The following is a 13,697-nucleotide window of genomic DNA, read 5'->3' on the forward strand; positions in this document are numbered from 1 at the left end:
CACCGTCGCAGTCACCCTCACTCGCCTCCTTGCACCCGCAGCGCCGCCGCCGGTTCGGTCCTTCGCAGCATCAGCGCCGCCACGATCAGCACGGGGGCCGCCGCGACACCCACCAGCAGCAGGGCCACCCGGCCCGGGGGAAGTTCCACCAGCACCTCGGGGACCGGCCGGGCCGCCCCGCCCGTCAGGACGATCAGCGGTACGACGGCACGGGTCAGCACCGTCCCGAGGGCGGCCCCGATCAGCAGCCCCAGACCGATCAGCACGGACTGCTCCACGGCCAGCAGCCGGGCGGGCAGCCGCCGGGGCGCGCCCAGCGCCCGCAGCACCGCGAACTCCGCCGCACGCTCCCGCAGCGCCCCCACCGTGCCCACCGCGAAACCGACCGCGGCCAGCAGCGCGGCCACCGCCGCCGTCGCGAGCAGCGCCGACTGCGGGCCCGCGCCCAGCGGATCCTCGTGCAGCTCCCGCGCGATCTCGTCCCGTACCAGCACCTGCGAAGGGTCGATCTCGGCCCGCTCCCGCAGCACCGCCGCGACCTTCGCCGCCTGCCCCGGCTCGGTGAACAGCCACCACTCGCCGGGACGGAACGACGCATCGGGCCGCTCGGCGAGCACCCGGTTGACCGCCCGCAGGTCGAGCAGCAGGGCGCCGCCGTCGAGTTCGGGCCGCGGCGCGGCGGAATCGGCGGCACCGGGCCCGGTCGTCGGTACGGCCTCCAGCACGCCCGCGATCCGGACGGTGATGTCACCGCCCTGCATCGGCACCTGAATCCGCGAACCGACCTTCGCGTCGGAGGCGGCCAGGAAGGACTTCGTCGCCAGCGCGAGCGGCTGCGGCGCCGGCGGGCGTACCGCCGTGACCCGGACCGTGACGGAACGCGCCGGGCCCCAGCCGTCCGTGTACTCCGCGGTACCCGTGTGGTAGCGGAGGTCGACCGGAGCATCCGGCGATGCGGTCACCTTGCTGACGGCGGGCCGTACGGCGGCGGGGTCGGCGTCGGCCGTACCGGCGGCGGCCGTGGCCCGCCAGGACAGCCCCTCGGGTACGGCCACCGGCCGCGCGGTCCCGTCCGGACCCGCCGCCCGGATCGCGCCGACGGTCAGCCTCTTGGGCGCGACCCGGTCCGGGAAGCCCTCCTCGTCGAACTCGACCGCGGTCAGCGCCAGCGGCCCCGCGGGACGGCCGACGGGCGCATCGGCGGCCTTCGCAAGGTCCAGTGACACCCGGTGCCGCTTGCCGTCGGGGAGCAGATTGCTCAGGGGGAGGCGGTACGGGACGCCGTAGCGGTCCTCCACGGTGACCGTGGCGGACAGCCCCCGCTCCCCGAAGGTACTGGCGTCCAGGGCGGCGGTGCCGTGCGGCCCGTCATAAGCCCCGCCCAGGGTGATGTCCAGCTCCAGCCGTTGGGTCCGGTCGGGCAGCACCACCCCGGCGCGCGGTTCGTCGGGGGTCCGCAGCCCCCCGACCAGAGCGTGCGGATCCCCGTCCGCCGCGAGGTCGTCCCGCAGCGCCGGTCCGCCCCCGGCCCGCCCGTGCGCCGACGCCCGCCGGATGTCCAGGGCCAGCACGGTCGCCTGGCGCCCGCCGGTCAGCGGCATCGTCTGCCGGGCGGCGGGGGCGGCGATCCGCAGCCCCGGCATCCCGTCGTACACCCCGCCCTGCCCGAACTGGACCGTGCCCCCGCCGAGCACCCGCACCGGCGCGCCCGCCCGGAAGTCGGCCTGATCGTCCTGCGAACGGTCCCACGAAGCGCTCTGACCGATCGCCAGCATCCCCAGCGCGACCGCCAGCACCAGCAGCAGCGCCGGGCCCGCACCGCGCGCCGGGCGGCGGCTCAGCTGCCAGCCCGCGAGCGCCGACGTCAGACCCCGGCCACGGACCGCCCGCCGCTCGGCGAGCCGTGCCGCGGGCGGCAGCAGCCGCAGCGTCAGTACGGTCCCGGCCAGCAGCGCCAGCGCCGGGGCCACCACCAGCAGCGGGTCGATCCCCAGCGCGCCGCCGCGGTCACCGCTCAGCGCCCCGCTGCCCGACGTCCGCCGCTCCAGCTGCCAGTACGCCACCCCGGCGACCGCGACCAGCGCGATATCGGCGCCCGCCCGCACCGGGGCGGGCAGCGTACCGGCCCGCCCCCGGGACCGGCGGGCCGCACCGATCGCCGGAGCCACCACCGCCGCCGCACAGGCCAGCGCCACCAGCGCGCCCACCAGCCAGACGGAGGCCGTCGGCGCCGTGTCCACCCGCAGCCCGATCCTGGCCGGCAGCCCCTGACCCGCGAGCAGCGCGGTCAGCGGACCGGCGAGCAGCGGCGCACCGATGACGGCGGGAAGCGCGAGGAACAGGGCCTCCAGGGCCGACAGGGCCGCGATCCGGCCCCTCGACGCACCGCGTGCCAGCAGGACCCGGGTCTCGGTCTCCCGCTCCGTACTCAGGAGCCGGGCCACCAGCAGCAGCGCGTACCCGGCGAGCAGAACGAGCTGCAGCGAGACGATCAGCAGCGTCGCCCGGGCCACCAGCAGCGCCCGCTCCATCCGGTCGAGGACCTCCGGCAGGGACGTCTTCGCCACCACCCCGCCCTTGAGGCCGGGCTCCGCGGACAGTACTTTCTGACTCTGGCGCGCGGACGAGCGGAGCGTGTCGATCCGGTCGGCTTGCAGGGCGGAGAAGTCCGCGGTCGCCAGCCAGGACGGACCGCTCTTGGCGATCCGCTCGGAGGCGAAGGCCCGGGGGTCCGCGAGCAGCGGACCGTAGGTGGTGAACACGTCCGTACGGACGCTGCGGCCGCGCAGTTCGTCCAGTTGCCAGTACGGATCATTGCGGTCGTGGACCCGGTAGACCCCGGCCACCCGGATCTGCACCGCGGGTCCGCCGAGGCGGCTGGCGAGGGTCAGCACCCGCGGTCCCGCAGTCAGCTTCAGGGCCCGCGCGGCCGCCTCCGGCAGTGCCACCTCGACCACCGGGCCCGCAGCCGGGCCGGAGGGCCAGGCCCCCGACACCAGCCGGACCCGGGAGCGGTCCACGACCGCCAGCATGGTCAGATCCGGTTCGCCCTGGCGGGCAGCGGGCGGCTGGAGCGCCCGGGGGAGGGAGTAGGGCGCGGACCGCTCGAACGGCCGCAGGGTGACGGGCAGTCCGTCGAAGGCCCGCTCCGCCCCTCGCTGCGCGCCCCGCTCGGCGGCGGCCCGGTCCGCGGAGGAGTCCTCGGAGGTGATGATCAGCGAGGCGGCGGCCGCGTCCCGGGACTGGAGCGCATGGCGCAGTCCGGCGTCCCCGACGGAACCGGCGAAGGCGGCGAGTGCGGCCAGCACCGAAGCGGTGAGCAGCACGGCGAGCAGTGCGGCGGACAGCAGCAGCCGGTGCCCGCGCGCACGGTGGAACAGAAACGCCGTCACCGTTCATCCCCCTGTAGCCCGGTACGGGCTGCCCCCGAAACAACTTTCGAGCTGGGATCGTTGCAGAGGGCACCGGGGGGAAGCACGTGAGGGCCCCGGAGTTGATCAGATCGTGACCGTCGGGGGAAGCGTTCTCAGCGTTCGACGAGAAGCGCCCCCCGCCCGGCCGGGAAACGCTTCCTGCTCAGCTCTCGGGCTGCTCGGCGACCCGCGCGGCCTTGCGCTCCGCCTCGGCCCGCTCCTCCGCCTCCATCTCCGCGAACACGTCGATCGGCGGCGGCGCCTTGGCCAGGAAGACCCAGGTCAGATAGACGGCCAGCAGGAACGGCGGGATCTTGAGCGCCACCAGCACCCAGCCCAGCTCGGTCGTATCGGCCCACCAGTAGAGCGGGAAGAGGATCGCGCACTTGGCGAGCAGGATCGCGCCCCAGGCGTAGCTGGCCTTCGTGTACGCCTTCTTGCGGCCCGGATTACGGGTCCGCCAGGACATGTTCTCCTTGAAGACTGGGCCCAGCATCAGCCCGATCAGCGGCACCCCCGCCACCGCGGTCGCGACGTACGCCACGCCGAGACCCAGGGTGTAGAGCATGCCCGGCAGATAGAAGTCCTTCGCATTGCCGGTCATCATCGCGAAGACCACACCGAAGGCGACGCCGAAGACCCCGCTGAACGCGTGCTTGACCGTGCCCTTGAGGACCAGCCGGGCGGCGACCAGCACCAGCGCGACCGCCAGTGCGGCGATCGCGGAGGCGTGGAGGTTCTGGTTGATCGTGTAGATGGTGACGAACAGCAGACCGGGGACGACCGTCTCCACCATGCCGCGGATACCGCCGAAGGCATCGAAGAGGGCGGCCTCGGTGACCGCCCTGACATCGGCCTCGTCGGGGGCCGCGGCGCCTGCCGGGGCTCCGTCCGGACCCTGTGCGCCGGACACCGGCGAGCCCGCGGAGGGCAGGTCCGATGCAGAGGACGCCGGGGAGGGGGAGGGGGTGGTGGTCGGCTTGTCGAAAGACGTCACCGGCTACTCCTGTCCGAGCGGTCGGAGTTCGTATTTGGGGTTGAACAGCACACGACGGCCGTGGCTCATGGAGATCCGGCCCGAAGCTATGAGTCTGCGGCCCGGCTCGATGCCCACGATGGAGCGGCGGCCGAGCCACACGATGTCCAGCGGGGCCGTGCCGTCGAACAACTCGGCCTCCAGGGCGGGCACCCCGGCCCTGGGACGCAGGGTCACCGTCCGCAACGTACCAGTGACGCGGACGATCTGGCGATCCGTGCATTCGGCGATCCGGGTGCACCCGGACACCTGTGCGTCCACCCGCAGTTCCTCCGACTCCAGGTCCTGCCGCGAACTGGCCAGGCGGTCGAACATACGGCGGAGACGGCCGACCGGTTTCGGGTCCGGACCTGCCGGTCCGGACCCGGGTCCGGAACCGCTTCCGGACGTCCCGGATGGAGGTGCGCTCATGCAGCAAGCGTACCGGCCCCGGCCGGAACGCCACCCGGCGCGGCAAGCGCCTGTGGACAACTCCTGGACACCCGATGAACACCGGCCACCCGGCCACCCGGCCGGCCCGGGGCCGTCACCGGCGGCTACCGGCGCACTACCGCTCGAAGCGGTAGCCCATGCCCGGCTCGGTGACGAAGTGTCTCGGGTGCGACGGATCGGCCTCCAGCTTCCGCCGCAGCTGGGCCATGTAGACGCGGAGGTAGTTGGTCTCGGTCCCGTAGGACGGGCCCCAGACCTCCTGGAGGAGCTGCTTCTGGCTGACCAGCCGGCCGGTGTTCCGGACCAGCACCTCCAGCAGATGCCACTCGGTCGGGGTCAGCCGGACGTCCCGGCCGTCGCGGTTGACCTTCTTCGCGGCCAGATCGACCGTGAAGCCGTCGGTCTCGACGACGACGACGTCGTCATCGCCGCCGCCCACCGGCTCGGCCCGGCGGACCGCCGCCCGCAGCCGGGCCAGCAACTCGTCCATCCCGAAGGGCTTGGTGACGTAGTCGTCGGCGCCCGCGTCCAGCGCCTCCACCTTCTCGTCCGAGGTGTGACGGGCGGAGAGCACCAGGATCGGGACCCGGGTCCAGCCGCGCAGACCCTTGATGACCTCCACCCCGTCCATATCGGGCAGGCCCAGGTCGAGTACGACGACATCGGGGTGACGGGCGGCGGCCAGCTGGAGCGCGGTCGCCCCGTCGGGCGCCGCGTCCACCTCGTACTTGCGCGCCTTCAGGTTGATCACGAGGGCGCGTACGATCTGCGGCTCGTCGTCGACCACCAGCACCCTGGTCATGCGCGGCCTGCCTTTCTGTCCTTCAGCTGTTGCCTTGTTCGCGTGGTTCGCTTCGTTCCGGGCGCCAGGGGCGCCCGCGGCGCCCGCCGGGAGCGCCGTGTCCGCGGGGCTCACGGCGCACCGCCGCCGCCCGGGGCCCACCGGGAGCCACGGCCCGGGTCCGGCCCGGTCCGCGAGCCGGACCCCGGCACCGGAGCGGCGCCCCCGGCGCTGCGCGTCACGAGGTGACCTGCGCAGGGAGATCGGGGGTCGCGGGTTCCGTCCCCGGGGCGACCATCAGGGTCAGCACCATGGTCATTCCGCCGCCCGGGGTGTCCTCGGCCGTGAGCGTGCCGCCCATGGCCTCCACGAAACCGCGGGCCACCGCCAGTCCCAGTCCCACCCCCGCGCCGCGCGGAGCGTCCCCGTACCGCTGGAACGGCTCGAAGATCCGCTCCTTCTCGTCGTCCGGCACCCCAGGGCCCCGGTCCGCCACCCGGACCTCCACCCGCCCGCCCAGGGTGCTCGCCGCCACCGTCACCGGGGTCTCGTCCGGGCTGTACTTGACGGCGTTCTCGACGATGTTCGCCACGGCCCGCTCCAGCAGCCCCCGGTCGACGGTGACCATCGGCAGCGTCTCCGGAATGTCCAGCTCGACGCTCTCGTCCGGCACACCGACCAGCGCCATGGGAACCACCTCGTCGAGATCGGTCACCCGCATCAACGGGGTGACCGTACCCGTCTGGAGACGGGACATGTCGAGAAGATTCCCCACCAGCTGGTCAAGTCTGTCGGCACCGTCCTCGATGCCCTCCAGCAGTTCGGCCTCGTCCTCGTCGGACCAGGCCACATCGTCCGATCTCAGCGAGGTGACGGCCGCCTTGATCGCCGCGAGAGGGGTCCGCAGATCATGGCTGACGGCGGCCAGCAGCGCGGTACGGATGCGGTTGCCCTCGGCGAGCCTGCGGGCGCCCTCGGCCTCCCCGACCAGCCGCTGGCGGTCGAGGACCACGGCCGCCTGGGCCGCGAAGGCGGCCAGCACCCGGCGGTCCTCCGCGGGCAGCACCCGCCCCGACAGCGCCAGCGCCATGTGGTCCCCGACGGGCATGTCGACATCGGCGTCCTCCGGCCGGACGACCGAACGGGGGCCGACGCTGCCCGCCGTGGTCCACGGGTCCACGTCGCTCTTCCGCTCCAGGAGGGCCACCGACTCCATGCCGAAGGTCTCCCGGACCCGCTGCAGCAGCGCGTCCAGTGAGGTCTCCCCGCGCAGCACGCTCCCGGCGAGGAAGGACAGGATCTCCGACTCCGCCCGCAGCCGGGCCGCCTGATGGGTGCGGCGCGCCGCCAGATCCACCACGGAGGCCACCGCCACGGCGACGGCGAAGAAGATGACGATCGCGACGATGTTCTTCGGGTCGTACACGGTGAGGGTGTGCACGGGCGGGGTGAAGTAGTAGTTCAGCAGCAGGGACCCCACGGCCGCCGACGCCAGGGCCGGCAGCAGCCCGCCCAGCAGCGCCGCCATCACGGTGGCGAAGAGGAAGAGCAGGACGTCGTTGGCGAGCCCGAGGGAATCGTCGAGGGCCCTCAGCAGCAGCGCCAGCAGGACGGGGGCGGCGACGCCGACCAGCCAGCCCGAGACGATCCGCGACCGGCCGAGCCGGGCGCCGCGCGCCACCGGAAGCCCCCGGCCCTTGCCCGCCTCGTCGTGGGTGACGATGTGGACGTCCAGATCGGGCCCGGAATCCCGGGCCACCGTCGCACCCACCCCCGGGCCGAAGATGTACTGCCAGGTCTTGCGTCGGCTGGAGCCCAGCACGATCTGGGTGGCGTTCACCCCGCGGGCGAACTCCAGCAGCGATGAGGGGATGTCGTCGCCGATGACATGGTGGAACGTCCCCCCGAGGTCCTCCACCAGGGTCCGCTGGACCGCCAGCTCCTTCGGTGACGCCGCGGTCAGACCGTCGCTGCGGGCGATGTAGACCGCGAGGATCTCACTGCCCGAGCCCTTGGCCGCCATCCGTGCCGCCCGGCGGATCAGGGTGCGCCCCTCCGGCCCTCCGGTCAGCCCGACGACGATCCGCTCCCGGGCCTGCCAGGTCGAGCGGATGTTGTGCTCGCCCCGGTACTGCTGGAGGTACTCGTCGACCCGGTCCGCCACCCACAGCAGCGCGAGCTCCCGCAGCGCGGTCAGATTCCCGGGCCGGAAGTAGTTCGACAGCGCCGCGTCGACCTTGTCCGGCTTGTAGATATTGCCGTGGGCCATCCGGCGGCGCAGCGCCTGCGGCGCCATGTCGACCAGTTCGATCTGGTCGGCCCGCCGCACCACCTCGTCCGGGACGGTCTCCCGCTGCCGTACCCCCGTGATCGACTCCACGACGTCGCCGAGTGACTCGAAGTGCTGGATGTTGACGGTCGATATCACGTCGATCCCGGCCGCCAGCAGCTCCTCCACGTCCTGCCAGCGCTTGGCGTTGCGCGAGCCGGGCACGTTCGTATGCGCCAGCTCGTCCACCAGCGCCACGGCGGGGCGCCGCTCCAGGACGGCGTCCACGTCCATCTCGGTGAACACCCCGCCGCGGTACTCCAGCTCGCGGCGGTGGATCTGCTCCAGACCGTGCAGCATCACCTCGGTCCGCGGCCGGTCGTGGTGCTCCACGAAGGCCACCACACAGTCCGTGCCCCGCTCCACCCGGCGGTGGGCCTCGGAGAGCATCGCGTACGTTTTGCCCACACCCGGCGCCGCGCCGAGGTAGATCCGAAGCTTGCCGCGTCCCATGGCCCCATTGTCTTTCAGGAAGGCGATCAGGCGTTCCGGCCGTCACGCTCGTGCGCTGCGATGACGATACGGCGCGGGAAGCGGGCAAATCGGGCGGGGTGGTGGGGTCGGAGACGGTATTGACGCGATTCTGATGCGCGCCTCCCCGGGGCCGGCCCCTCCGCCCACCTGCGGCAGAGCCCGCCGGCCCGGCCCGTGGTCAGTGTTCGGTTATCTCTCCGTCGTGCAGTTCCAGCACCCGGTCCGCCAGACCGAGGAGCTGGGTGTCGTGGGTGGCGACGAGCGCGGTGACCCCTTCGGCCCGGACGACCGCCCGCAGCAGCTCCATCACCGAGAGCCCGGTCTCGGCGTCGAGCTGACCCGTCGGCTCGTCGGCTATCAGCAGGGCGGGACGGTTGGCGAGGGCCCGGGCGATGGCCACCCGCTGCTGCTGTCCGCCGGAGAGCTCCGTGGGCCGCTGGGCGGCGTGATCCGCGAGACCGACCAGCGCGAGCAGCAGCTCCACCCGCTCGTCCCGCTCCTTCACCGGCGCCCTGCGCAGCCGCAGCGGCACCCCCACGTTCTCCGCGGCCGTCAGGATCGGGATCAGCCCGAAGGACTGGAAGACAAAGCCCATCCGGTCGCGCCGCAGTGCCAGCAGACCGTCCTCGTCCAGCCCGGCCAGGTCCGTACCGTCGAGGGAGATCCGCCCCTCGTCGGGTTCGTCGAGACCGCCGACGAGATTCAGCAGCGTCGTCTTCCCCGATCCCGACCGGCCCTTCAGTGCCACCAGCTCGCCCCGGGGCACCTCGAAGGAGACCCCCCGGAGCGCATGCACCGCGCCCGCCCCCGAGCCGTACGTCCGGTGCAGATTCTCCACCCGCACCATCGGCCCGCCGGCCACCGCACCGCCCGGCCCGTCCACCACGGCCGCCGTACCGCTCCGCCCGTCGCTGCTCATCCTTGCCCCCCGGTGGTTCCCGTCGTCCTCCCGGACCGAGCGTCGTGGGTACGGCCGTACAGGCTCCGCACCCGCGCACGGCCTGTCCGTCCCCACCGCTCATCCGGTGTTTTCGGCACAGTACGGGGAAACGGCGACGGGCCGCACCCCCCTGTGGACAACTCGGGGTGCGGCCCGTCGGATGCTTCGGCGCCGAGGCCTTTCGGCCAGGTCAGCGGACTTCTGTGATCTCCGGGCCCCGCTGGAGCTGCCCCATGCCGCCGGAGAAGCGGGAACCGGCCTGCTCCTCCTGCTGGACGCCCTCGGGCACCATCTGTGCGTCCTCGGGGAGCTTGAGGACGATCGGATCACGGGGTGCCATCGGTCCGTCACCGCGGACGACGACCGTGTCGCGGAAGATCTGCTCCAGCAGACCGGCGGCCTCGGGCTGAACCGCGCCCTGGCCGGAGATCACCCCGCGCAGGAACCAGCGCGGCCCGTCGACGCCGACGAAGCGCACCAGCTGCACCCCGCCCGTACCGTCCGGCAGCTGCACCGGCACCTGTGCCCGCAGCTCCCAGCCGAGGGGACCCTCGACCTCGTCGATCACGCCGCCCTGCTGGGTGATCCCGCCGGCGATCTCGTCGCGGACCTCTCCCCAGATGCCTTCCTTCTTCGGCGCTGCGAAGGCCTGGAGCTGAACGGCGCTGTCCCGCAGGACGACCGTCGCGGCGACGATCGCGTCACCGGCGACCTCCACCCGCAGTTCCATGCCCTCGACCCCGGGCACGAACAGTCCGCCCAGGTCGACCCGCCCCTCGGCGGGCTTGGACACCTCGGAAAGGTCCCAGGGGCCGTCGGGCCGCGGGGCCGGAGGAAGGTTCACCCGCTGGGGTGCGACATCGTCGGCGTCCGCGCCGGCTTCGTCCGGCCCGTCCAGGGCCGCGTCGACCTGCTCGGTCTCGCCCGCTGCGTCCGCGTCCTCCGCGGAACCACTCTTCTTGCGACGTCCGAACACGTCACTGTCCTTCCCGGTCGGATACGACGGAAGCGTATCTGTTCCCACCCGTTGAGCCATCCGTTGTGCCGCCCACGGCGGCATGACCGCCGGTGGACCCGAAGCCCCCCTCGGCCCGTGCCGAGCCGGGAAGCTCCGCCACCTCGTGGAAGCGCACCTTCTCGACCTTCTGGACGACAAGCTGGGCGATACGGTCGAAGCGCTCGAACCGCACGCTCTCGCGCGGGTCGAGATTGACCACGATCACCTTGATTTCCCCACGGTACCCGGCGTCAATCGTCCCAGGGGCATTCACAAAGGCTACTCCGCAGCGGGCCGCGAGGCCCGAGCGCGGATGGACGAAGGCGGCGTACCCGTCGGGCAGCGCCACGGAGATCCCGGTCGGCAGCACCGTCCGCTCCCCGGGCGCCAGGACGGCGGCCTCGCAGGTCACCAGGTCGGCCCCGGCGTCGCCCGGGTGCGCGTACGAGGGCAGCGGTACCTCGGGGTCGACCCGGCGGATCAGCACATCGAGAGGGCTGAGGGGGCTGGACATCAGGGGTTCACCTCGAAAGCACGTGCGCGACGAATCTGGTCGGGGTCGGCCATGGCGGCCTCGATCTCCTCGGCGCGGCCGTTGTCGATGAAGTGATCGACCTTGACCTCGACGAAAAGGGCGTTCGCGCGGACGGCGAGCGGCCCGTCGGGACCACCGATCCGGCCCTCCGCACGAGCGTAGAGCTTCCGTCCGGCCACCGCGGTCAGCTCGGCCCGGAGGAACAGCAGGGTGCCGACGGGTACGGGGCGGACGAAATCGGTCTCCAGCCGGCCCGTGACCGCGATCGTCCGCAGCAGCCAGGTCAGGGAGCCCAGCGATTCGTCGAGCGCGGTGGCCAGCACCCCGCCGTGGGCGAGCCCCGGGGCGCCCTGGTGGGCGGGCTTCACCGTGAACTCGGCGGTAATGCTCACGCCCTCCCCGGCCCGGGCCGCCAGATGCAGTCCGTGCTCCTGGTCCCGCCCGCAGCCGAAGCACTGTTCGTAGTGGGTACCGAGCAGTTCACCGGGCGCGGGGGCGTCGGGATGGCGTACCGGTGGTACGGCATCGGCCGGAGGCGTCACGGCCGAGGGGCGGGCGGCCGCCGGGCCCGGTTCCGGCACGGGGTCCGGCCCCGGTGGATTCGCAGTGCTCACAGGCGCAGACCTTACCCGCGGTCGGTCCCTTGCCTCACGTGAGCACCGTCGTCCGCCCGCGTACGCCCGGCTCGCACCGGCAGCACACCGCCGACGGCCGGGTGGCATCTCGTACACATGTGCCCACGACCCGGTGGGTCCGGGGGGCCGTCGCCGGTGGCGCGGCGGCGCCGTACCCCCACGAGGAACGCCCCGCAGGCCGTGCCAAGCTTGACCGTATGCAGCCCCCCGCCCCGGCCGCCGCGCCGCGCTACGAAGAACGACTGACCGCCCCGGCACTGTGGTGGGTGATCTGCGGCCTGCTGGGCCTCACGGGCGGGCTCACGGTCTTCCCGGTCGGCCTGCTGCCGACGATCGTCGCCGTGATCACGGTGACGCTGCTGTCCGGCGCGCTGGTGAGTTCGTACGGCAGCGCCCGGATCCGGGTGGTGGCGGGGGCTCTGGTCGCCGGGGACGCCCGGATTCCGCTGACGGCCCTCGGCGAGCCCGAGGTGCTCGACCCGGAGGAGGCCCGTGCCTGGCGCTCCTACAAGGCGGATCCCCGGGCCTTCATGCTGCTGCGCAGCTATGTGCCGACGGCGCTGAAGGTCGAGGTCACCGACCCGGCCGACCCCACTCCGTACGTCTATCTGTCCACCCGCGATCCCGAGGCCCTGGCCGCGGCGCTGTCCGGCCGACCCGCGGGGGAGTAACCGCGGAAGCATTCCGGAGCCGCCCCGGCGGGGCATCCGGGCCCGGGCACGACAGAGGTGCCCGTGGCGCGCAGAGGGGGAGCGGGGGCCGCTGCGGGCCCCCGTTACAGGTCATGACGGAAAGCGGTAAGAGGTCTCAGCGCTCCAGCTCGTGGGCCCGGTGACCCGGCTCCGGAGACAGCTCCAGAGGCTGCTGCGGCTGCTCCAGGGGCGGCAGCTCCAACGCGTCCCACGACACCCGGCGGACCCGCAGGTCCTTACGGATGCGCTCGGCGAGCTGCCGGGTGTCCCGGCGGTTGATCACGGCGCCCACGGCCGCACCGATCATGAACGGCAGCAGATTCGGCAGATTCCGGATCATGCGCTTCATGATCTGCTGGCGCAGTTCGCGCTTCAGCCCGCTGCTGACCAGCGCTGCGTTCTTGTACGTCGACGGCTTGGTCACGTCGATGCCGCGCTCTTCCGACCAGGTGGTCAGATAGACGGCACTGCGCTCCTTGAGCGTGCCCGGCGGACGCTGGCCGTAGACCTCGTACAGCTCGGCGATCAGTTTGAGTTCTATCGCGGCCACACCGGTGATCTCGGCGGCCAGTTCTGCGGGCATTGCAGGGGGTACGGGCAGCATCGCCGCAGCTCCCACGCCCGCGCCCACGGTCGCGGTCCCGTTGGCCGCGCCCGCGACCAGCTTGTCGGCAAGCTGTTCGGGGTCCAGGCCCGGGAACTGTGACCGGAGGGTCGCCAGATCGCGCACCGGGATGCGCGGGGCGTTCTCGATGATCCGGTCGGCGAGATAGCCGACGGCCGCCCGGGCGCTCTGCCCGCTTCTGCGGACGCCCCGGCGCATACCGGCCAGCCGGCCGGCCTTCTCCGGAACCTGCTCCGCCGCCGCGTCCGCAGCCGGGGGCTGCGACGGCACGGGGAGTGCGTCAGGCGAGGCCGAGGGGCCTCGCCCGCCCTCTCCCACGGCATGGGGCAGGAGGGCGGCCGAGTGCTCGCCCAGGGGCTCAGGAGCCCCGGACGGTCCCGTACCGCCCTGATGCGTCTCCGACGGCTTCAGCCGCCCGAAGCGCCGCTTCCTCGACGGTGTCTCGCCTGCCACGGCCGACCGGACCTTACTCGCAGTCGCGGCAGATCGGCTGGCCGTTCTTCTCACGGGCCAGCTGGCTGCGGTGGTGGACGAGGAAGCAGCTCATGCAGGTGAACTCGTCGGCCTGCTTGGGCAGCACCCGGACGGCCAGCTCCTCGTTGGAGAGGTCCGCGCCGGGCAGCTCCATGCCCTCTGCGGCCTCGAACTCGTCGACGTCGACGGTCGAGGTCGACTTGTCGTTCCGGCGGGCCTTCAGTTCCTCAAGGCTGTCCGAATCGACGTCGTCGTCGGTCTTGCGTGGGGTGTCGTAGTCCGTTGCCATGTGTCGCTCTCCCCCTCTGGGTGTGATTGCGGTGTCTCCAGCGCA

At 72.8% G+C, this 13,697-nt stretch carries 12 protein-coding genes; 1 reads left to right on the forward strand and 11 read right to left on the reverse strand.

The annotated features are described in order from the left end of the window. Nucleotides 1–17: 17 nt before the first annotated feature. From B7R87_RS26780 to B7R87_RS26820, 9 genes are all read right to left on the reverse strand, one after another. Entirely contained in the window at nucleotides 18–3,392 is a 3,375-nt protein-coding gene (locus tag B7R87_RS26780) for an ABC transporter permease (protein ID WP_130584677.1), read from the reverse strand. Nucleotides 3,393–3,576: 184 nt separating this feature from the next. Continuing rightward, entirely contained in the window at nucleotides 3,577–4,410 is an 834-nt protein-coding gene (locus tag B7R87_RS26785; RefSeq protein ID WP_006345908.1) for a DUF3159 domain-containing protein, read from the reverse strand. 3 nt (nucleotides 4,411–4,413) lie between these two features. Continuing rightward, entirely contained in the window at nucleotides 4,414–4,764 is a 351-nt protein-coding gene (locus B7R87_RS26790) for an OB-fold nucleic acid binding domain-containing protein (protein ID WP_006345907.1), read from the reverse strand. Between the two features lie 232 nt (nucleotides 4,765–4,996). After that, nucleotides 4,997–5,683 (reverse strand): response regulator, encoded by a 687-nt coding sequence (locus B7R87_RS26795; protein WP_006345906.1) that lies wholly within the window; start codon nucleotides 5,681–5,683, stop codon nucleotides 4,997–4,999. A gap of 217 nt (nucleotides 5,684–5,900) precedes the next feature. Further along, nucleotides 5,901–8,444, reverse strand: a complete 2,544-nt coding sequence (locus tag B7R87_RS26800; protein ID WP_006345905.1) for a sensor histidine kinase — start codon at nucleotides 8,442–8,444, stop codon at nucleotides 5,901–5,903. A gap of 199 nt (nucleotides 8,445–8,643) precedes the next feature. Further along, the gene (locus B7R87_RS26805; protein ID WP_006345904.1) at nucleotides 8,644–9,384 is read right to left on the reverse strand and encodes an ABC transporter ATP-binding protein; all 741 of its coding nucleotides are present in this window, start codon (nucleotides 9,382–9,384) and stop codon (nucleotides 8,644–8,646) included. 211 nt (nucleotides 9,385–9,595) lie between these two features. Continuing rightward, the gene (locus tag B7R87_RS26810; protein WP_006345903.1) at nucleotides 9,596–10,381 is read right to left on the reverse strand and encodes a DUF3710 domain-containing protein; all 786 of its coding nucleotides are present in this window, start codon (nucleotides 10,379–10,381) and stop codon (nucleotides 9,596–9,598) included. Between the two features lies 1 nt (nucleotide 10,382). Continuing rightward, nucleotides 10,383–10,916 (reverse strand): dUTP diphosphatase, encoded by a 534-nt coding sequence (gene dut / locus B7R87_RS26815; RefSeq protein ID WP_006345902.1) that lies wholly within the window; start codon nucleotides 10,914–10,916, stop codon nucleotides 10,383–10,385. Then, nucleotides 10,916–11,518 carry a PaaI family thioesterase gene (locus tag B7R87_RS26820; RefSeq protein ID WP_006345901.1) on the reverse strand — a complete coding sequence of 201 codons (603 nt, stop codon included), beginning with the start codon at nucleotides 11,516–11,518 and terminating at the stop codon, nucleotides 10,916–10,918. Before B7R87_RS26820 ends, dut begins: the two co-directional genes overlap by 1 nt. Before the next feature lie 251 nt (nucleotides 11,519–11,769). On the opposite strand from B7R87_RS26820, the gene B7R87_RS26825 reads away from it, so the two are divergent. Continuing rightward, nucleotides 11,770–12,243 (forward strand): DUF3093 domain-containing protein, encoded by a 474-nt coding sequence (locus B7R87_RS26825; RefSeq protein WP_040913791.1) that lies wholly within the window; start codon nucleotides 11,770–11,772, stop codon nucleotides 12,241–12,243. Between the two features lie 136 nt (nucleotides 12,244–12,379). On the opposite strand, the gene B7R87_RS26830 is transcribed toward B7R87_RS26825, so the two are convergent. After that, entirely contained in the window at nucleotides 12,380–13,342 is a 963-nt protein-coding gene (locus B7R87_RS26830) for a hypothetical protein (RefSeq protein WP_045852806.1), read from the reverse strand. A gap of 13 nt (nucleotides 13,343–13,355) precedes the next feature. Next, nucleotides 13,356–13,652: a DUF4193 domain-containing protein gene (locus tag B7R87_RS26835; RefSeq protein ID WP_006345898.1), complete on the reverse strand. Its 297-nt coding sequence runs from the start codon at nucleotides 13,650–13,652 to the stop codon at nucleotides 13,356–13,358. Nucleotides 13,653–13,697: the final 45 nt, after the last annotated feature.

Origin of the sequence: Streptomyces tsukubensis (genome assembly GCF_003932715.1) — a bacterium.
GTDB lineage: Bacteria > Actinomycetota > Actinomycetes > Streptomycetales > Streptomycetaceae > Streptomyces > Streptomyces tsukubensis.

What these genes read in the sequence shown, in the direction of transcription:
- B7R87_RS26800 (WP_006345905.1), bottom strand. Translation starts at nt 8,444, where the DNA reads ATGGGACGCGGCAAGCTTCGGATCTACCTCGGCGCGGCGCCGGGTGTG.
- B7R87_RS26835 (WP_006345898.1), bottom strand. Translation starts at nt 13,652, where the DNA reads ATGGCAACGGACTACGACACCCCACGCAAGACCGACGACGACGTCGAT.
- B7R87_RS26790 (WP_006345907.1), bottom strand. Translation starts at nt 4,764, where the DNA reads ATGTTCGACCGCCTGGCCAGTTCGCGGCAGGACCTGGAGTCGGAGGAA.
- B7R87_RS26795 (WP_006345906.1), bottom strand. Translation starts at nt 5,683, where the DNA reads ATGACCAGGGTGCTGGTGGTCGACGACGAGCCGCAGATCGTACGCGCC.
- B7R87_RS26805 (WP_006345904.1), bottom strand. Translation starts at nt 9,384, where the DNA reads ATGAGCAGCGACGGGCGGAGCGGTACGGCGGCCGTGGTGGACGGGCCG.
- dut (WP_006345902.1), bottom strand. Translation starts at nt 10,916, where the DNA reads ATGTCCAGCCCCCTCAGCCCTCTCGATGTGCTGATCCGCCGGGTCGAC.
- B7R87_RS26825 (WP_040913791.1), top strand. Translation starts at nt 11,770, where the DNA reads ATGCAGCCCCCCGCCCCGGCCGCCGCGCCGCGCTACGAAGAACGACTG.